20 protein-coding genes and 1 pseudogene are annotated in these 16,722 nt (G+C 68.9%); 20 read left to right on the plus strand and 1 reads right to left on the minus strand.

From position 1 onward, the window contains the following. Positions 1-116: 116 nt before the first annotated feature. The 17 genes from AB0436_RS20655 to AB0436_RS20735 all read left to right on the plus strand — a co-directional run bounded on the left by AB0436_RS20655 (position 117) and on the right by AB0436_RS20735 (position 12,888). Positions 117-710 (plus strand): hypothetical protein, encoded by a 594-nt coding sequence (locus AB0436_RS20655; RefSeq protein WP_365848934.1) that lies wholly within the window; start codon positions 117-119, stop codon positions 708-710. Positions 711-930: 220 nt separating this feature from the next. Next, positions 931-1,377 (plus strand): 30S ribosomal protein S16, encoded by a 447-nt coding sequence (gene rpsP / locus AB0436_RS20660; protein WP_366469347.1) that lies wholly within the window; start codon positions 931-933, stop codon positions 1,375-1,377. Between the two features lie 2 nt (positions 1,378-1,379). After that, positions 1,380-1,619 (plus strand): RNA-binding protein, encoded by a 240-nt coding sequence (locus AB0436_RS20665; protein ID WP_042810017.1) that lies wholly within the window; start codon positions 1,380-1,382, stop codon positions 1,617-1,619. Between the two features lie 81 nt (positions 1,620-1,700). Further along, entirely contained in the window at positions 1,701-2,246 is a 546-nt protein-coding gene (gene rimM / locus AB0436_RS20670) for a ribosome maturation factor RimM (protein WP_366469348.1), read from the plus strand. Beyond that, positions 2,246-3,067 carry a tRNA (guanosine(37)-N1)-methyltransferase TrmD gene (gene trmD / locus AB0436_RS20675; RefSeq protein WP_366469349.1) on the plus strand — a complete coding sequence of 274 codons (822 nt, stop codon included), beginning with the start codon at positions 2,246-2,248 and terminating at the stop codon, positions 3,065-3,067. The genes rimM and trmD overlap by 1 nt, the downstream gene beginning before the upstream one ends. A 130-nt stretch (positions 3,068-3,197) precedes the next feature. Further along, on the plus strand, positions 3,198-3,548 hold the full coding sequence (gene rplS, locus AB0436_RS20680; protein WP_365848928.1) for a 50S ribosomal protein L19: 351 nt from the start codon (positions 3,198-3,200) through the stop codon (positions 3,546-3,548). Positions 3,549-3,581: 33 nt separating this feature from the next. Further along, positions 3,582-4,358 (plus strand): signal peptidase I, encoded by a 777-nt coding sequence (lepB, locus tag AB0436_RS20685; RefSeq protein WP_366469350.1) that lies wholly within the window; start codon positions 3,582-3,584, stop codon positions 4,356-4,358. Next, the gene (gene lepB, locus AB0436_RS20690; protein WP_366469351.1) at positions 4,351-5,412 is read left to right on the plus strand and encodes a signal peptidase I; all 1,062 of its coding nucleotides are present in this window, start codon (positions 4,351-4,353) and stop codon (positions 5,410-5,412) included. Before lepB (AB0436_RS20685) ends, lepB (AB0436_RS20690) begins: the two co-directional genes overlap by 8 nt. After that, a complete protein-coding gene (gene lepB / locus AB0436_RS20695) occupies positions 5,327-6,280 on the plus strand; it encodes a signal peptidase I (RefSeq protein ID WP_366469352.1) in 954 nt (317 codons plus the stop codon). The genes lepB (AB0436_RS20690) and lepB (AB0436_RS20695) overlap by 86 nt, the downstream gene beginning before the upstream one ends. Positions 6,281-6,326: 46 nt before the next feature. Further along, complete coding sequence (lepB, locus tag AB0436_RS20700) at positions 6,327-7,073, plus strand: signal peptidase I (protein WP_366469353.1); 747 nt, start codon at positions 6,327-6,329, stop codon at positions 7,071-7,073. Continuing rightward, complete coding sequence (locus AB0436_RS20705) at positions 7,063-7,575, plus strand: NUDIX hydrolase (protein WP_366469354.1); 513 nt, start codon at positions 7,063-7,065, stop codon at positions 7,573-7,575. Before lepB (AB0436_RS20700) ends, AB0436_RS20705 begins: the two co-directional genes overlap by 11 nt. 55 nt (positions 7,576-7,630) lie before the next feature. Next, entirely contained in the window at positions 7,631-7,939 is a 309-nt protein-coding gene (locus AB0436_RS20710) for a DUF2469 domain-containing protein (protein WP_003965949.1), read from the plus strand. Positions 7,940-8,023: 84 nt separating this feature from the next. After that, positions 8,024-8,383 (plus strand): YraN family protein, encoded by a 360-nt coding sequence (locus tag AB0436_RS20715; protein ID WP_366469355.1) that lies wholly within the window; start codon positions 8,024-8,026, stop codon positions 8,381-8,383. After that, positions 8,383-10,005: a YifB family Mg chelatase-like AAA ATPase gene (locus AB0436_RS20720; RefSeq protein WP_366469356.1), complete on the plus strand. Its 1,623-nt coding sequence runs from the start codon at positions 8,383-8,385 to the stop codon at positions 10,003-10,005. The genes AB0436_RS20715 and AB0436_RS20720 overlap by 1 nt, the downstream gene beginning before the upstream one ends. Beyond that, positions 10,002-11,168, plus strand: coding sequence for a DNA-processing protein DprA (dprA, locus tag AB0436_RS20725; RefSeq protein ID WP_366469357.1), 1,167 nt, complete (start codon positions 10,002-10,004; stop codon positions 11,166-11,168). The genes AB0436_RS20720 and dprA overlap by 4 nt, the downstream gene beginning before the upstream one ends. 240 nt (positions 11,169-11,408) lie before the next feature. Next, positions 11,409-12,245 carry an RNA polymerase sigma factor WhiG gene (gene whiG / locus AB0436_RS20730; protein WP_365848914.1) on the plus strand — a complete coding sequence of 279 codons (837 nt, stop codon included), beginning with the start codon at positions 11,409-11,411 and terminating at the stop codon, positions 12,243-12,245. An 85-nt stretch (positions 12,246-12,330) separates the two neighbouring features. Beyond that, positions 12,331-12,888 carry a helix-turn-helix domain-containing protein gene (locus AB0436_RS20735; RefSeq protein WP_366469442.1) on the plus strand — a complete coding sequence of 186 codons (558 nt, stop codon included), beginning with the start codon at positions 12,331-12,333 and terminating at the stop codon, positions 12,886-12,888. Positions 12,889-13,099: 211 nt separating this feature from the next. On the opposite strand, the pseudogene AB0436_RS20740 reads toward AB0436_RS20735, so the two are convergent. After that, positions 13,100-13,525, minus strand: a pseudogene (locus tag AB0436_RS20740) (M23 family metallopeptidase); the annotation flags it as partial. A 364-nt stretch (positions 13,526-13,889) separates the two neighbouring features. On the opposite strand from AB0436_RS20740, the gene rpsB reads away from it, so the two are divergent. The 3 genes from rpsB (at position 13,890) to pyrH (ending at position 16,718) form a co-directional block, all read left to right on the plus strand. Then, a complete protein-coding gene (gene rpsB, locus AB0436_RS20745) occupies positions 13,890-14,828 on the plus strand; it encodes a 30S ribosomal protein S2 (protein WP_366469358.1) in 939 nt (312 codons plus the stop codon). 114 nt (positions 14,829-14,942) lie between these two features. Then, positions 14,943-15,779, plus strand: a complete 837-nt coding sequence (gene tsf, locus AB0436_RS20750) for a translation elongation factor Ts (protein WP_366469359.1) — start codon at positions 14,943-14,945, stop codon at positions 15,777-15,779. A 231-nt stretch (positions 15,780-16,010) separates the two neighbouring features. Beyond that, positions 16,011-16,718 (plus strand): UMP kinase, encoded by a 708-nt coding sequence (gene pyrH, locus AB0436_RS20755; RefSeq protein ID WP_365849830.1) that lies wholly within the window; start codon positions 16,011-16,013, stop codon positions 16,716-16,718. Positions 16,719-16,722: the final 4 nt, after the last annotated feature.

The raw sequence follows: 16,722 nt of genomic DNA on the forward strand, positions 1-16,722 counted from the left end.
CAGATCAGCGCACCCGCCCTCGTCCGGACGCATCAATGGCAACTGACGGGTACGTGCAAATTATTTGGGATGCCCCGGAATAGGAACACAGCGGCGCTCCGGCTCGTTGGGTAGACGTGAGCACGACACCAACTGTCCTCGCCGCAGAGCTGGCGCAGGCGTGGGCCGATATTCAGCGGTACCACCCCGAGCTGCCGGATCTAGCCGCGCCCGAGTCCCTGATCGGCGAGTCCTCGTCCGCATGTGGCGCAGAACTCTCCTTCGAGCGACTGCTCCATGAGGCAGTCCACGGCATCGCCGCTGCGCGAGGTGTCCGCGACACCTCCCGAGCCGGCCGCTACCACAACCGCCGATTCCTGGCGATCGCAGAGGAGATGGGCCTGGACCATCCCGAGGAGCCGCACCCCAGCAGCGGTTTCTCGCTGGTCTCGCTCAATCCGGAGGCGAAGCGCAGATACCGCCCGACCATCGAGCGGCTGCAGCGCGCCCTGAAGGCGCACACCGTCGCCACGGCGGCGGACACCAAGCGCTCGTTCCGCGGACCGGCGGCCCGGCACGGTTCCTCCGGTGGCGGCGTCCGGGTGAAGGCGGTCTGCGACTGCGGACGCAACGTCCGGGTGGTTCCCTCCGTGCTGGCCCAGGCACCCATTGTCTGCGGTGGCTGCGGGAACGCCTTCCGGATCCCGGAGGCGGTGGCTGCCGCCGGCTGACCTCAGTGGTCCGGGGCACCACTTCCGGGGCCGGGAGCGCCGGCCGACGGTGGGGGTCACCGCGCGTGCGGACGTATGGCACAATGAACAGCTGTACTCGACAGCCGCACAGGAACCCTCTCGTCCTCCGGCTGACGCGTCCATCGGGCACCCGAGTGCCGCAACCCCACGTGGCATCCCGTTGTGCCCAACCACGTCAAGACCAGGAGACACCACTCCCGTGGCAGTCAAGATCAAGCTGAAGCGTCTGGGCAAGATCCGTTCGCCTCACTACCGCATCGTCGTCGCCGACTCCCGTACCCGCCGTGACGGCCGGGCCATCGAGGAGATCGGCCTGTACCACCCGGTGCAGAACCCCTCGCGCATCGAGGTCAACTCGGAGCGCGCGCAGTACTGGCTGTCCGTCGGCGCCCAGCCGACCGAGCCGGTCCTGGCGATCCTCAAGCTCACCGGTGACTGGCAGGCGCACAAGGGTCTTCCGGCCCCCAAGCCGCTGCTCCAGCCGGAGCCCAAGGCCGACAAGCGCGCCGCGTTCGAGGCGTTCGCCAAGTCCATCGAGGACGGCGAGCCGAAGGGGGAGGCAATCACCCCCAAGGCGAAGAAGGCCGACAAGAAGGCGGACGAGGCGGCTCCGGCCGCTGACTCCACCGAGTCGACCGAGGCCTGAGCATGCTCGAGGAGGCTCTCGAGCACCTCGTGAAGGGCATCGTCGACAATCCCGACGATGTTCAGGTCGCCTCGCGCAACCTGCGTCGCGGGCAGGTGCTGGAGGTCCGGGTGCACCCCGAAGACCTCGGTAAGGTGATCGGCCGCAACGGCCGCACCGCACGCGCCCTGCGCACGGTCGTGGGCGCCATCGGCGGCCGTGGCATCCGCGTCGACCTCGTCGACGTGGACCAGGTCCGCTGAGCAAGAGTTGAACACCGGCTCGGGCCGGGGAGGGCTTACGAGCCGTCCCCGGCCCGTCGTCGTACGACAGGAGTGACGCAGGTGCAGTTGGTAGTCGCGCGGATCGGCCGTGCCCACGGCATCAAGGGCGAAGTCACCGTCGAGGTACGCACGGACGAGCCCGAACTGCGGCTCGGACCCGGCGCCGTACTCGCCACCGACCCGGCACCGGCCGGCCCGCTGACCATCGAGACGGGCCGGGTGCACAGCGGCAGGCTGCTGCTGCGTTTCGAGGGCGTCAACGATCGAACGGCCGCCGAAGCCCTCCGCAATACGCTGTTGATCGCGGAGATCGACCCGGAACAACTGCCCGAGGACCCGGACGAGTACTACGACCATCAGCTGATGGACCTCGACGTGGTGTTCGCCGACGGCACGGAGATCGGCCGGATCACCGAGATCAGCCATCTGCCCTCGCAGGACCTCTTCATCGTGGAACGGCCGGACGGCAGTGAGGTCATGATCCCCTTCGTCGAGGAGATCGTCACCTCGATCGACCTGGGAAAGCAGCAGGCCGTCATCGACCCGCCGCCCGGCCTCATCGACGACAGCGAGGCCGAGACGGCCTCGAGCAGGGATGAGGACTGATGCGGCTCGACGTCGTCACGATCTTCCCCGAATATCTGGAGCCGCTGAACGTCTCGCTGGTCGGGAAGGCACGCGCCCGTGGCCGGCTGGACGTACAGGTGCACGACCTGCGCGACTGGACGCACGACCGGCACAACACGGTCGACGACACCCCTTACGGTGGCGGCCCCGGCATGGTCATGAAGACCGAGCCGTGGGGCGATGCGCTGGACGAGGTGCTGGCCGCTGGATACGAGGCAGGTGCCGGTGCGCCGGTGCTGGTCGTTCCCACGCCCAGCGGGCGCCCCTTCACTCAGCAGGTGGCGGTCGAACTCTCCGAGCGTCCCTGGCTGATCTTCACACCGGCGAGGTACGAGGGCATCGACCGCCGGGTCGTCGACGAGTATGCGACCCGGATGCCGGTGTACGAGATCTCCATCGGGGATTACGTGCTGGCCGGCGGCGAGGCTGCCGTACTGGTGATCACGGAAGCGGTGGCCCGGTTGCTGCCCGGTGTGCTCGGCAACGCCGAGTCGCATCGCGACGACTCCTTCGCCGCGGGCGCGATGGCCGACCTCCTCGAGGGTCCCGTCTACACCAAACCCCCCGAGTGGCGCGGCCGTGGCATCCCGGACGTGCTGCTCAGCGGCCACCACGGCAGGATCGCCCGCTGGCGACGGGACGAGGCGTTCCGTCGTACGGACCTCAACAGGCCGGATCTGCTGGAGCGCAGCGACCCCGCCTCCTTCGACAAGAAGGACCGCGAGATGCTCTCCATCCTCGGCTGGAAGCAGGGGCCCGGAGGACGATTTGGGCGAGAGCCCCGAGCCGTGGAAGAATAGGCCGCTGCTGTACGTCCGGCGTGCGCCCCTGCCACAGGGGGAACGACGACCGTCCGACGCGATCAGCTCCCGAACTCATCACGATGATTCCGTCGATGACCTGTGGCATCGGCGAAGAAAGCAGAAGATCATGTCCAGCCTGCTCAACGACGTCAACGCCGCATCCCTGCGGAGCGACCTTCCGGCCTTCCGTCCCGGTGACACCGTCAACGTTCACGTCCGCGTGATCGAGGGCAACCGCTCGCGTATCCAGCAGTTCAAGGGTGTCGTCATCCGCCGCCAGGGTGCGGGCGTCAGCGAGACCTTCACGGTCCGCAAGGTCTCCTTCTCCGTCGGCGTCGAGCGCACCTTCCCGGTGAACAGCCCCATCTTCGAGAAGATCGAGCTGGTCTCCCGCGGTGACGTCCGCCGCGCGAAGCTCTACTACCTCCGTGAGCTGCGCGGCAAGGCTGCGAAGATCAAGGAGAAGCGCGACAACTGAGTCCACAGCGCGGCCGGATAAGCTCTGGCCCCGATGGACACCGAAGCACAGCACATGGAGCGTGACCTCTCTCCCGGCCCGGATGCGTCCGGCGCGGGACAGAGGTCGCGCTCCATGCGTTTCTCCAGGTACTCCGGGTATGCCGAAGGACCGTGGCGCAGGGCCGGGTTGCTGGCCCTGGTCTGCGCCGTCTTCCTGCTGCTCCTGAGCCACTTCGTGATGCAGCCGTTTCTGATCCCCAGCGGCTCGATGGAGCCCACGCTCCAGGTGGGTGACCGGGTCCTGGTGAACAAGCTGGCATACCGCTTCGGCTCCGTGCCGCACCGCGGGGACGTGGTCGTGTTCGACGGCACCGGGTCCTTCGTGCAGGAGGCGCCGTCGCAGAATCCGGTCGCCCGGATACTGCACGGAGCGGCCGCCGCGCTGGGGCTGGCCGAGCCCGCCGATACCGACTACATCAAGCGGGTGGTGGGTGTGGGCGGAGATCACGTGGTCTGCTGTGACAAGCGGAGGAGGCTCGAAGTGAACGGGCGGCCGGTGGACGAGCGGTATCTGTATCCGGGCAATCCTCCGTCGAAGGTGCCCTTCGACATCGTCGTGCCCGACGGGAGACTCTGGGTCATGGGCGACCACAGGTCTCGCTCCAGTGACTCCCGCGACCACCTCGGTGAGCCCGGCGGCGGCACGGTCCCCGTCGACAAGGTCATCGGCCGGGCCGGCTGGATCGGCTGGCCCTTCGGTCGCTGGTCCTCGCTGACCCGGACCGGGGCCTTCGCGCACGTCCCCGCGGCCGGCGGCGCACATGGGTAACCGGGGGCGGGTCCGCCCGGACCGGGAGGACGACGAGCGGCTGCCCACGGGGAGCCGGCCGACCGGCGAGAGGTCGTTGCCGACCCGTGCCGAGCGGCGGAAACTCGCCCGCAAGGTCAAGCGGCGGCGGCGCCGCTCGGCGGTGAAGGAGGTCCCCCTTCTGATCGTCGTCGCGGTGCTGATCGCGCTGGTGCTCAAGACGTTTCTGGTGCAGGCCTTCGTCATCCCTTCGGGTTCGATGGAAGAAACGATCCGAATCGGCGACCGGGTACTGGTCAACAAGTTCACCCCGTGGTTCGGCTGGCAGCCGCACCGCGGGGATGTCGTCGTCTTCCGGGATCCCGGCCACTGGCTGCCGCCCGAGGAGCAGCAGGCGAACAACGATCCGGTGGGCGTCAAACAGGTCAAGGAGGGGCTCACCTTCATCGGTCTGCTGCCATCGAACGACGAACAGGATCTGATCAAGCGGGTCATCGGGGTCGGCGGCGACACCGTGAAGTGCTGCGACGCAAACGGCAAGGTCACCGTCAACGGGATCCCGCTGGACGAGCCCTACCTGCACCCGGGGAATCCGCCGTCGACGCTGAAATTCCAGGTGAAGGTTCCGGTGGGCAGGATCTTCGTGATGGGCGACCACCGGTCGAACTCGGCGGATTCGCGTTTCCATCTCAATGAGGCCTTCCAGGGGACGGTCTCGGTGGACGGGGTGATCGGACGGGCCGAGGTCATCGCGTGGCCGTTCGGACACTGGACCCGCCTGAGTGAGCCGAAGACGTTCTCCTCGGTGGCAGCCGGAGCGACCGGATCGTCGGCTGCGCCCGGCGCGTCGAATAGTCTGGGTTTCCAGGATCGGCACCGAATGGCCCGGCCCCCGACTCCTGTGGAACTCCCGCTCGTTATGGGAGTGGTGGGCCTGCGCCTTCTTCGGGACAGGCGACGACACGGAGTGAGGAGTGGATGTGGGGGACGTGGCGGTCGGCGCACGATCCGGACACGACGAGCCGGAGGACCGGCCCGGGTCGCCCGTCGGTGGCGCAGAGAACGAAGATTCTGACGCCGGCGTGCACAGCGGGCCCGGCGGGCGGGACGGATCCGGCGGGCCGGGCGGATCCGACGGACCGGACCGGGACGGTGGTCCGAACAGGGGTGACCGGGCTGCCAGGAATCAGCGTTCCTTCTGGAAGGAGCTGCCGATCCTCATCGGTATCGCGCTGGTTCTCGCCCTGTTGATCAAGACTTTCCTGGTGCAGGCGTTCTCCATCCCGTCGGAGTCGATGCAGAACACCCTCCTGGTGGGGGACCGCGTGCTGGTGGACAAGCTCACTCCGTGGTTCGGTTCGGAGCCCGAGCGCGGCGAGGTGGTCGTCTTCCACGACCCGGGCGGCTGGCTCGAGGGAGAACCGACGCCGAACCCGAACGTGGCGCAGAAGTTCCTCAGTTTCATCGGTCTGATGCCATCGGCGAACGAGAAAGACCTGATCAAGCGGGTCATCGCGGTCGGCGGCGACACCGTGGAGTGCAAGAAGGGAGGGCCGGTCATGGTCAATGGCAAGGCGCTCTCCGAGAAGTCGTACATCTACCCGGGAAACACGCCCTGCGACGATCAGCCGTTCGGGCCGATCAACGTGCCCAAGGGCCGGATCTGGGTGATGGGTGATCACCGACAGGACTCGCTGGACTCCCGCTACCACCAGAATCTGAAGGGCGGTGGCACGGTTTCCGTGGACCAGGTCGTCGGTCGGGCCTTCACCGTGGTCTGGCCGGTCACCCGCTGGTCGTGGCTGGGCGTCCCCGGCACATTCGACCAGCCGGGTATCAACGCCGCTGCTGCGCTGGGTCCGGGAGCGCTGGGATTCGCCGGCGCCCTGCCGATCGTGCTGCGTCGTCGGCGGAAGGTGTCCCGCAGGCGTACTGCCGGGTAAGGTGCCCTCCCAGATGTCGATCTCCAATGTGTGGGTGAACGCTGGGATGAGCGGAACAGTTCGTACGAGCGGCGATCGCGGCCGGCTCGGCAACGCGTTGTCGGGGCTGGCCGTGGCCGTCGGTTGTGTGCTCTTTCTCGGCGGGTTCGCCTGGGGAGCTGTGGAGTACAAGCCGTACACCGTGCCGACCGATTCGATGACCCCGACCGTCAAGGTGGGGGACCGGGTACTGGCGCAGCGAATAGACGGCAGCGAGGTCCGCCGAGGCGATGTGGTGATCTTCCAGGACCCGGCCTGGGGCGACATGCCCATGGTGAAGCGGGTGGTCGGCGTGGGCGGCGACAAGGTCGCCTGCTGCGACTCCAGGGGCCGGCTGACGGTGAACGGCAAGGGGATCGCAGAACCGTATCTGCAGAAGAATCCGCTGACCAAGGGCCGGGCATCGGCGACCGATTTCACTGCGAAGGTGCCCGAGGGACAGCTGTTCGTGCTCGGCGACGAGCGCACCAACTCGATGGACTCCCGGGTCCACCTGCAGGACGCCGAACACGGTTCGGTGCCGCTGTCCACGGTGTCCGCACGGGTGGACGCCATTGCCTGGCCACTGGGCGGCGGGGCGCTGGAGCGCCCGAAGGCCTTCGCGGCGCTGCCGGGCGGGGTCTCCCAGCTCGGACCGGTGAAGCTGGTACTCGGATCGGTGCTGCTCGGCCTGGTGCTGATCCTGGGCGGCTCGGCCTACGGGCCGCTGGCGCGGCGGCTCGGGCGGAAGAAGGCCGTGGCCGGTGTCCGCTGAACAGCCCGGCGAACTCCCCGGAGAGCTGCGCAAGGTCGCGCGGGTGATCCTGCTCGATCCCGACGACCGCGTTCTGCTGCTGCACGGCTTCGAGCCGGCCGGCCCGGAGCGCACCTGGTGGTTCACCCCGGGAGGCGGTGTCGAGGCGGGGGAGAGCCGGGAGGAGGCGGCGCTGCGCGAGGTGCAGGAGGAGACCGGGCTGGTCGGTGTCGAGCTCGGTCCGCTGCTCTGGACCCGGCTGTGCTCGTTCCCTTTCGACGGTCGGCGCTGGAACCAGGACGAATGGTACTTTCTTGCGCGAACCACTCGCACTGAGACCTCCCTGGACGGGTTGACGAGCCTGGAGCAGCGCAGTGTCGCGGGGTTGAGGTGGTGGACCTCCGCCGAACTGTCCGCAGCGCGTGAGACGGTGTACCCGACCAGGCTCGCCGAGCTGCTGCGCACGCTGCTCGACGAGGGTCCCCCGGCTGCACCGGTGGTCCTTGCCCCGGAAATCGTCTAGCGGTGCCAGGAACCGGCGCACAATGGGGGGACGCACGGCTGAAGGGGAACATGCCATGAGCGCCGAGGACCTCGAGAAGTACGAGACCGAGATGGAGCTGAAGCTCTACCGGGAGTACCGCGACGTCGTCGGTCTGTTCAAATACGTGATCGAGACCGAACGGCGCTTCTATCTCACCAATGACTACGAGATGCAGGTGCACTCGGTGCAGGGTGAGGTCTTCTTCGAGGTCTCGATGGCGGACGCGTGGGTCTGGGACATGTACCGGCCGGCCAGGTTCGTCAAACAGGTGCGCGTACTCACCTTCAAGGACGTGAACATCGAGGAGCTCAACAAGAGCGATCTCGAACTTCCGGGTGGCTGAGTTGTCCACAACCGCCGAGTAATCCACCGAGATCCACACGGTGGGCGCGCCGGCCTCACAGTCGGTACCGGAGGTGGTGCCGACATGAACGCACGGGGGGCACTCGGGCGGTATGGCGAGGACCTGGCGGCAAGGACGCTGGCCGAGGCCGGAATGACCATCGTCGAGCGCAACTGGCGATGCAGGGCGGGCGAGATCGACATCGTCGCGCGGGACGGCGACGCGTTGGTCGTCTGCGAGGTCAAGACCCGCAGGGACGGACGCTTCGAACACCCGATGGCGGCCGTCACACTGGTCAAGGCGGAGCGACTCAGACACCTGGCTGAACGCTGGCTGGACGGCCATGGCGGGGCGCCGCCGGGCGGAGTCCGTATCGACCTGGTCGGTGTCCTGCTGCCGACCCGGGGCGCCCCGCAGGTCGAGCATGCGCGGGGGGTGGCCTGATGGGCTTCGCCCGGGCGTGCTCGGTGGCTCTGGTGGGCGTCGAGGGTGTGGTGGTGGAGGTGCAGGCGGACCTCGAGCCCGGGGTCGCCGCCTTCACGCTCGTCGGGCTGCCCGACAAGAGCCTGGTGGAGAGCCGGGACCGGGTCAGGGCCGCAGTGGTGAATTCCGGCGCCGAATGGCCGCAGAAGAAACTCACCGTCGGGCTGAGCCCCGCGTCCGTGCCCAAGGGCGGCAGCGGCTTCGACCTGGCAGTGGCCTGCGCCGTGCTGAGCGCCGCCGAGCGGATCGACCCCAAGGAGATCGCCGATCTGGTCCTGGTCGGGGAGCTCGGGCTCGACGGCCGGGTCAGGCCGGTACGCGGAATCCTCCCCGCCGTACTGGCGGCGGCGGAGGCCGGCTACCGCCAGGTCGTGGTACCGGAACAGACCGCGGGTGAGGCGTCCCTGGTGCCAGGCATCTCGGTCCTCGGGGTGCGGAGCCTGCGGCAGCTCATCGCGGTGCTGACCGGAGAGCCGGTCCCGGACGAATCGGCTCCGGCGGCAGGCCGGCCCGACCCCATGCTGGCCGGGCTGATGGTGCCGGGCGCCGGGGCGGGCACCGGGCTGGCCTCGGCCGCACCGCACGGCAGCGGTAGTGACCTGGCAGATGTGGCCGGGCAGCAGGCGGCGCGCAAAGCACTGGAGGTGGCCGCCACCGGAGCACACCATCTGCTGCTGCACGGCCCACCCGGAGCGGGCAAGACCATACTGGCCGAGCGGTTGTCGGCCATCCTGCCGCCGTTGACCCGGCACGAGTCGCTCGAGGTGACAGCCGTGCACTCGGTGGCGGGGATTCTCCCGCCGGGGGAGCCGTTGGTCAGGACAGCGCCCTATTGCGCCCCGCACCATTCGGCGACCATGCAGTCCCTGGTCGGCGGCGGCAACGGACTGCCCAGACCGGGAGCGGTCTCCCTGGCACATCGGGGTGTGCTCTTTCTGGACGAGGCGCCGGAGTTCTCCGGGCGGGCCCTGGACGCGCTGCGCCAGCCGCTGGAATCGGGGCATGTGGTCGTCGCCCGCAGCGCCGGGGTGGTGCGGCTGCCCGCGCGGTTTCTGATGGTGCTGGCCGCGAATCCCTGTCCGTGCGGCAGACACGGCCTGCGCGGCGCTGTGTGCGAGTGCCCTCCATCGGCGGTCCGCCGCTATCAGGCGCGGCTCTCCGGACCGCTTCTCGACCGGGTGGATCTCCGGGTCGGCGTGGAGCCCGTGGACCGGTCGGACCTGCTGGGGCAGGAAACCACCCAGGAATCGACGGCGGTCGTCGCCGCCCGGGTGCGGGAAGGCAGGGAACGGGCTGCCGCCCGGCTGCAGGGCACGCCGTGGAGCACCAACAGCGAGGTGCCCGGCCACGAACTGCGGACCCGCTGGACGGCCGCTCCGGGGGCGCTGCTGGGCGCCGAGCGCGATATGGAACGCGGGCTGCTCACTGCCCGTGGCCTCGACCGGGTGCTGCGGGTGGCCTGGACCGTGGCCGACCTGGCAGGCCGTGACCGTCCGGACGAGACCGATGTGGCGCTCGCCCTGCAGTTGCGTACCGGGGTCGACCGGGGGGCACTGACGGCTGCGGGCGGTGGTCCCCGGTGACCAGTGACGTGTGCGACGAGGAACGACTGGCACGAGCCGCCCTCACCCGGATTGTCGAACCGGGTGACCAGCACGGCGGCCGGTGGCTGCGGGAGTGCGGGGCGGTGGAACTCTGGCAGCGGCTCCGCTCGCCGGGGCACGACGGGGCCGCACTGCCCGGGGCGAGTGCGCGGCGGATCGGGGGATACCGGCTGCGGGCCGCTGCGGCCGATCCCGACCGGGACCTCGCGGCGGCGGGGGTGGCCGGTAGCCGGTTCGTCTGTCCCGGTGACCAGGAGTGGCCCAGCCAACTGGATGACCTGGGGGACGCACGGCCGATCGGGCTCTGGGTCCGGGGCGGTTCCCATCTGCGGATATGGGCGCTGCGCTCGGTCGCCGTGGTCGGTGCCCGCGCCTGCACCGCCTACGGCGCCCACATGGCGGCCTCGCTGGGCTCAGGTCTCGCCGAGCGGGGCTGGGTCGTGGTGTCGGGAGCTGCTTTCGGCATCGACGGCGCCGCTCACCGCGGAGCGCTGGCTGCCGGCGGGGCCACGATCGCGGTGCTGGCCTGCGGCGTCGATACGGTCTATCCGCGCGGTCACGCGGAGCTGATCGGTCGCATCGCCGAACAGGGGCTCCTGGTAGGGGAGTTGCCGCCGGGCGACCATCCCACGCCGAGCCGGTTCATCCTCAGGAACCGGGTTATCGCCGCGCTCACCAGGGGGACCGTCGTGGTGGAGGCGGAGTACCGCAGCGGCTCGCTCGCCACCGCCCGCAGTGCGCAGAAGCTCGGTCGCTTCGTCATGGGAGTGCCGGGTCCGGTCACCAGCGGGCTGTCCTCGGGGGTGCACGAACTGCTGCGCGGCGAGGGGGTGCTGGTGACCGATGCCGCGGAAGTCACCGAACTGGTCGGCGACATGGGGGAGCTCGCACCGGCGAGGACCGGCCCGCTGCTGCCCAGGGACCTGTTGGATCCCATCGCGGCGCGCGTGTTGGAGGCGCTGCCGGGGCGGGGCGCGGCCGGAAGCCGTGACATCGCCCGCGAAGCAGGCACCACAGCCGATGAAGCGCTCGCCAGGTTGTACGAACTCCACTCGTTGGGGTTCGTTGAACGGCAAACGGAAGGCTGGCAGTTGGTATCGGACAGGACACAGACCGTCGACGCGCGGCGAGGCGGTGCTTGACCAGGGGCAATCGGGTGAAAAGGTGATGTCGCGGACTCCGGCGGACCCCCCGGCATCACCTCCTCGGCACCTCCTGGGTGGCGTCGAAGAGGCGTCGGAGAGACGTCGGCGTGCAGGTGCGATGACCTGACGATCGCGCCCCGCGATGGTCCAGTCACGCTACGCTCACCAGGATTCGGCTCAGAGATCGGCGCAGAATCACATCCCACGCAGTCCCAGCAGAACGGCTCAAGGCAACGAATGCCACAGCACACGTCCGGGTCTGACCGCGCGGCAGCACCACCCGCTGCCCGTGGCCATATGCGGCCCTCAGCGCCTTCGACGCTCGATGAGCTGTGGCGGTCGTACAAAGCCACGGGCGACAAACGGCTGCGCGAGCAGCTCATCCTGCACTACTCCCCACTGGTGAAGTATGTGGCGGGCCGGGTCAGCGTGGGGCTGCCGCCCAATGTCGAGCAGGCGGACTTCGTCTCCTCGGGCGTCTTCGGACTGATTGACGCCATCGAGAAGTTCGACATCGAGCGGGCCATCAAGTTCGAGACCTATGCGATCACCCGCATCCGCGGCGCGATGATCGACGAGCTGCGGGCCCTCGACTGGATTCCACGCTCGGTCCGGCAGAAGGCGCGCGCCGTCGAACGCGCCTACGCCACCCTGGAGGCCAAATTCCGGCGCACCCCTTCGGAGTGTGAGGTCGCTGCCGAGATGGGCATCGCGGTCGAGGAACTGCACGCCGTATTCAGCCAGTTGTCGCTGGCCAACGTGGTGGCGCTCGACGAGTTGCTGCATGTCGGCGGGGAGGGCGGCGACCGGCTGAGCCTGATGGACACGCTGGAGGACACCGCAGCGGACAACCCGGTCGAACTGGCCGAAGGCCGTGAGCTGCGCCGACTGCTGGCCCGCGCCATCAACACCCTCCCCGAGCGCGAGAAGACCGTCGTCACCCTCTACTACTACGAGGGGCTGACGCTGGCCGAGATCGGCCATGTGCTCGGCGTGACGGAGAGCCGAGTGAGCCAGATCCACACCAAGTCGGTTCTGCAGCTCCGGGCCAAGCTGGCCGACGTCGGCCGGTGATAGAAGCTGAATCGTCCCTGCCCGTGGTGGTGCGGCCGAGGCGGTTCCGTAAAGTGGCACCGTGCCAAGGATTCGAGCGGCCTCGGTGGCCGAGCACCGGACCATGCAGCGCAGCGCCCTGCTGGACGCGGCCCGCACTCTGCTGTCCGAGGGCGGTACGGAGGCACTGACCTTTCCGGCCCTCGCCGAGCGCACCGGCCTGGCGCGTTCCTCCGTCTATGAGTACTTCCGCTCGCGGGCGGCTGTGGTGGAAGAGCTGTGCACCGTCGACTTCCCGGTCTGGGCGGCCGAGATCGAGACCGCGATGGAACAGACCGCCGCTCCGGAGGGCAAGGTCGAGGCGTATGTGCGCCGGCAGCTCGCGCTTGTCGGTGATCAGCGGCACCGGGCCGTGGTTGCCATCTCCGCGAGTGAGCTCGACGCGGGCGCCCGCGAGAAGATCCGGGCCGCGCACGGCGGACTGATCGCCATGATCGTAGAGGCGCTCGAGGCGCTCGGGCATGAGCAGCCCCGGCTGGCGGCCATGCTGCTGCAGGGCCTGGTGGATGCGGCGGTACGCCGCATCGAACTGGGGGTGGCGGAGGATCCCCGCGCCATCGCCGACGCGGCCGTCGAGATGGTGCTGCGGGGCGTCCGGGGCTGAACCGGCCGCGACAGGCCCGGTGTGTCCAGATCGCTGCCGCGGTCAGCAGTACGGCGCCGACCGCGTCCGGCACCCCGGGGGGCGATGACCCGACAGGTACTGTCCGGGGTCCCGGAAGGACCGCGCTGCCGTCTCCCGGTCCGCTGACCGCCGGGGAGGCGCCCGCTGCTTCGGTCAACCGCACGGCTCCGGGCGCAGGGATCCCGGGCAGCGGAACGCCGAGCACCGGGAGCAGCCGGGACGGGCCGAGACGCAGCATCTCCGGCGGCAGCAACGACAGCGGGTCGAGATAGGTGTCCCCGCGCAGCAGACCCCAGTGCAGACATCCGGACGCACAGTGGAACGGCCCGTCCCCGAGCACCGCGACCACCTGGCCGGCGGCGACCCGGTCCCCCTTCTCGACCAGCGCCCGCACCGGCTGATAGGTCGTACGCAGCGGGGCGCCGGCCACGGAGATCGCGAGCACCCCGTGCCGCGCCACCTGTCCCGCGAACATGACCGTCCCCGGGGCGGCGGCCCTGACCGGTGCCCCCGGTGGTGCACTCAGATCGACGCCGCGGTGACCCGGTCCGTACGGTGAGGCGGGGGGAGCCCAGCCGTGCACGATCCGGGGGCGGCCGCCGATGGGCCAGCTGCGGTCGGCGGCGGGCACAGCTGCTGCCGGGGCGGCAGCGGACAGCACCGTGGTGAGCAGGGTGGCCAGCACCATCAGGTTCAGACGCATGGCAGAAACCGTCCCGCAGTGAACCGATCCGCGGGGATCATGGCCGGTATCTGTGGATGGCTCGTCGGTTGTGGACATCGCCGTCACCCTGCGCCCACCCGGTCCCGTACACTTCAGGTGGCGATCCGGGTCACCGGGTCGACTTCGCACGCCCCCCATCACCCCGTCTGCGGTCGGTGGACGCGCCACTCGGTCCCTTGTGGCACGGCGCGTAGGGGCGTCAGGCGCGGCGGCAACCCTGCAGTCGCGACAACCGAGCACCTCAAGGAGTACGGCCATGGCCGTCGTCACGATGCGGGAGCTGCTGGAAAGCGGCGTCCACTTCGGTCACCAGACCCGCCGTTGGAACCCGAAGATGAAGCGTTTCATCTTCACGGAGCGCAACGGCATCTACATCATCGACCTGCTCCAGTCGCTGTCGTACATCGACCGCGCCTACGAGTTCGTCAAGGAGACCGTCGCCCACGGCGGCTCCATCATGTTCGTCGGTACCAAGAAGCAGGCCCAGGAAGCCATCGCCGAACAGGCGACGCGGGTCGGCATGCCGTACGTCAACCAGCGCTGGCTGGGTGGCATGCTGACCAACTTCTCCACCGTCTACAAGCGTCTGCAGCGCCTCAAGGAGCTCGAGCAGATCGACTTCGAGGACGTGGCGGCTTCCGGCCTCACCAAGAAGGAGCTCCTGGTCCTCTCGCGTGAGAAGGCCAAGCTGGAGAAGACCCTCGGTGGTATCCGCGAGATGCAGAAGGTGCCCAGCGCCGTCTGGATCGTCGACACCAAGAAGGAGCACATCGCCGTCGGTGAGGCGCGCAAGCTCCACATCCCGGTCGTCGCGATCCTCGACACCAACTGCGACCCCGACGAGGTCGACTACAAGATCCCGGGCAACGACGATGCGATCCGTTCCGTCACCCTGCTCACCCGCGTGATCGCGGACGCAGTCGCCGAGGGCCTCATCGCCCGCTCCGGCGCTGCGGCCGGCGACCAGAAGCCGGGCGAGAAGGCTGCCTCCGAGCCGCTCGCCGAGTGGGAGCGAGACCTGCTCGACGGCGAGAAGAAGGCCGACGAGGCCGCTCCGGCCGCCGCCGAGGGCGAGAAGGCCGCCGAGGCCCCCGCCGCCGAGGCCGACAAGCCGGCCGAGGCCGCTGCCGAGGCCCCCGCTGCCGAGGCGCCCGCCGCCGAAGCCGCCCCGGCCACGGACGCCGAGCAGGCCTGACGCAGGCCCGACCTTTACCGGGCTTCACCGGTTCGGTAGTTGACGGCGGGGGCCCCAGGGCCCCCGCCGTTCACCCGTAAGATCTTTCAGACTTCGAGAGAGAAATTCACGATCATGGCGAACTACACCGCCGCTGACGTCAAGAAGCTCCGCGAGCTCACCGGCGCCGGCATGATGGACTGCAAGAAGGCGCTCGACGAGGCCGAGGGCAGTGTCGACAAGGCCGTCGAGGCGCTTCGCATCAAGGGCCAGAAGGGCGTCGCCAAGCGCGAGGGCCGCTCCGCCGAGAACGGCGCCGTCGTCTCCCTCATCGCCGACGACAACACCTCCGGTGTCCTCGTCGAGCTGAAGTGTGAGACGGACTTCGTCGCCAAGGGCGAGAAGTTCCAGGCCGTCGCCAACGCGCTCGCCGCCCACGTCGCAGCGACCTCGCCCGCCGACATCGCCGCGCTGCTGGCGTCCGAGATCGAGGCCGGCAAAACCGTCCAGGCGTTCGTGGACGAGGCCAACGCCAACCTCGGTGAGAAGATCGTTCTGGACCGCTTCGCCCAGTTCAGCGGCGCCTACGTGACCTCTTACATGCACCGCACCATGCCCGACCTGCCCCCGCAGATCGGTGTCCTGGTCGAGCTGGACAAGGCCGACGCCGAGCTCGCCCGCGGTCTCGCCCAGCACATCGCCGCCTTCGCGCCGAAGTACCTGGACCGCGATGACGTCCCGGCCGAGGTCGTCGAGGCCGAGCGTCGCGTCGCCGAGGAGACCACCCGCGCGGAGGGCAAGCCCGAGGCCGCCCTGCCGAAAATCGTCGAAGGCCGGGTCAACGGTTTCTTCAAGGAGGCCACCCTCCTCGGTCAGCCGTATGCGCTGGACAACAAGAAGTCCGTCCAGAAGGTTCTGGACGAGGCCGGTGTCACCCTGAAGCGTTTCGCGCGCATCAAGGTCGGCATCTGAGTCTGTACGCGATTCATCAAAGACCCCGATAGGGTCTGACGCAGTCGTTCGCGTCCGCGCCGGACGGCCGCAGATCTGACGAGGAGGCCATTGCCGCATAGGGAACCGCAAGGATCCACGGCAATGGCCTTCTTCGTATGTGCACGAGGAGACCCCATGGAACAGGCCGACAAAGGCGACAAGGCCGGGAAAGCCGATCGGAGTGACGGCGGCAAGAAGAACGGCCGCTTCATGCTGAAGCTGTCCGGTGAGGCGTTCGCCGGCGGCGGCGCTCTCGGCGTCGATCCCGATGTCGTACACGCCATAGCCCGCGAGATCGCCGCAGTCGTCCGGGACGGCGCGGAGATCGCGGTCGTCATCGGTGGCGGCAACTTCTTCCGCGGTGCCGAGCTGCAGCAGCGCGGCATGGATCGGGCACGCTCCGACTACATGGGCATGCTCGGAACGGTGATGAACTGCCTCGCCCTCCAGGACTTCCTGGAGAAGGAAGGCATCGACTCCCGGGTCCAGACCGCCATCACCATGGGACAGGTCGCCGAGCCGTACATCCCGCTGCGTGCCGTACGCCACCTGGAGAAGGGCCGCGTCGTCATCTTCGGCGCGGGCATGGGCATGCCGTATTTCTCCACCGACACCACCGCCGCTCAGCGCGCCCTGGAGATCGATGCCGAGGCGCTGCTCATGGGGAAGAACGGCGTGGACGGGGTCTACGACTCCGACCCGAAGAAGAATCCCGATGCGGTGAAGTTCGATGCGCTGGAGTACAGCGAGGTGCTCTCCAGGGACCTCAAGGTCGCCGACGCCACCGCCATCACTCTCTGCCGTGACAACAGTCTGCCCATCCTCGTCTTCGAGCTGCTCGCCACCGGCAATATCGCGCGTGCCGTCAAGGGTGAGAAGATCGGGACTCTCGTCAACGACCAGGGCACCCGGGCCTGAACAC

The organism is Streptomyces sp. NPDC051322 (assembly GCF_040689485.1).
GTDB lineage: Bacteria > Actinomycetota > Actinomycetes > Streptomycetales > Streptomycetaceae > Streptomyces.

Bases quoted from the DNA above. Each gene is read 5' to 3' on its own strand.
- AB0436_RS20665 (WP_042810017.1), top strand. From the start codon at position 1,380: ATGCTCGAGGAGGCTCTCGAGCACCTCGTGAAGGGCATCGTCGACAAT.
- rplS (WP_365848928.1), top strand. From the start codon at position 3,198: ATGTCCAGCCTGCTCAACGACGTCAACGCCGCATCCCTGCGGAGCGAC.
- lepB (WP_366469353.1), top strand. From the start codon at position 6,327: ATGAGCGGAACAGTTCGTACGAGCGGCGATCGCGGCCGGCTCGGCAAC.
- lepB (WP_366469350.1), top strand. From the start codon at position 3,582: ATGGACACCGAAGCACAGCACATGGAGCGTGACCTCTCTCCCGGCCCG.
- AB0436_RS20710 (WP_003965949.1), top strand. From the start codon at position 7,631: ATGAGCGCCGAGGACCTCGAGAAGTACGAGACCGAGATGGAGCTGAAG.
- AB0436_RS20720 (WP_366469356.1), top strand. From the start codon at position 8,383: ATGGGCTTCGCCCGGGCGTGCTCGGTGGCTCTGGTGGGCGTCGAGGGT.
- trmD (WP_366469349.1), top strand. From the start codon at position 2,246: ATGCGGCTCGACGTCGTCACGATCTTCCCCGAATATCTGGAGCCGCTG.
- rpsB (WP_366469358.1), top strand. From the start codon at position 13,890: ATGGCCGTCGTCACGATGCGGGAGCTGCTGGAAAGCGGCGTCCACTTC.
- whiG (WP_365848914.1), top strand. From the start codon at position 11,409: ATGCCACAGCACACGTCCGGGTCTGACCGCGCGGCAGCACCACCCGCT.
- lepB (WP_366469351.1), top strand. From the start codon at position 4,351: ATGGGTAACCGGGGGCGGGTCCGCCCGGACCGGGAGGACGACGAGCGG.
- pyrH (WP_365849830.1), top strand. From the start codon at position 16,011: ATGCTGAAGCTGTCCGGTGAGGCGTTCGCCGGCGGCGGCGCTCTCGGC.
- tsf (WP_366469359.1), top strand. From the start codon at position 14,943: ATGGCGAACTACACCGCCGCTGACGTCAAGAAGCTCCGCGAGCTCACC.
- AB0436_RS20715 (WP_366469355.1), top strand. From the start codon at position 8,024: ATGAACGCACGGGGGGCACTCGGGCGGTATGGCGAGGACCTGGCGGCA.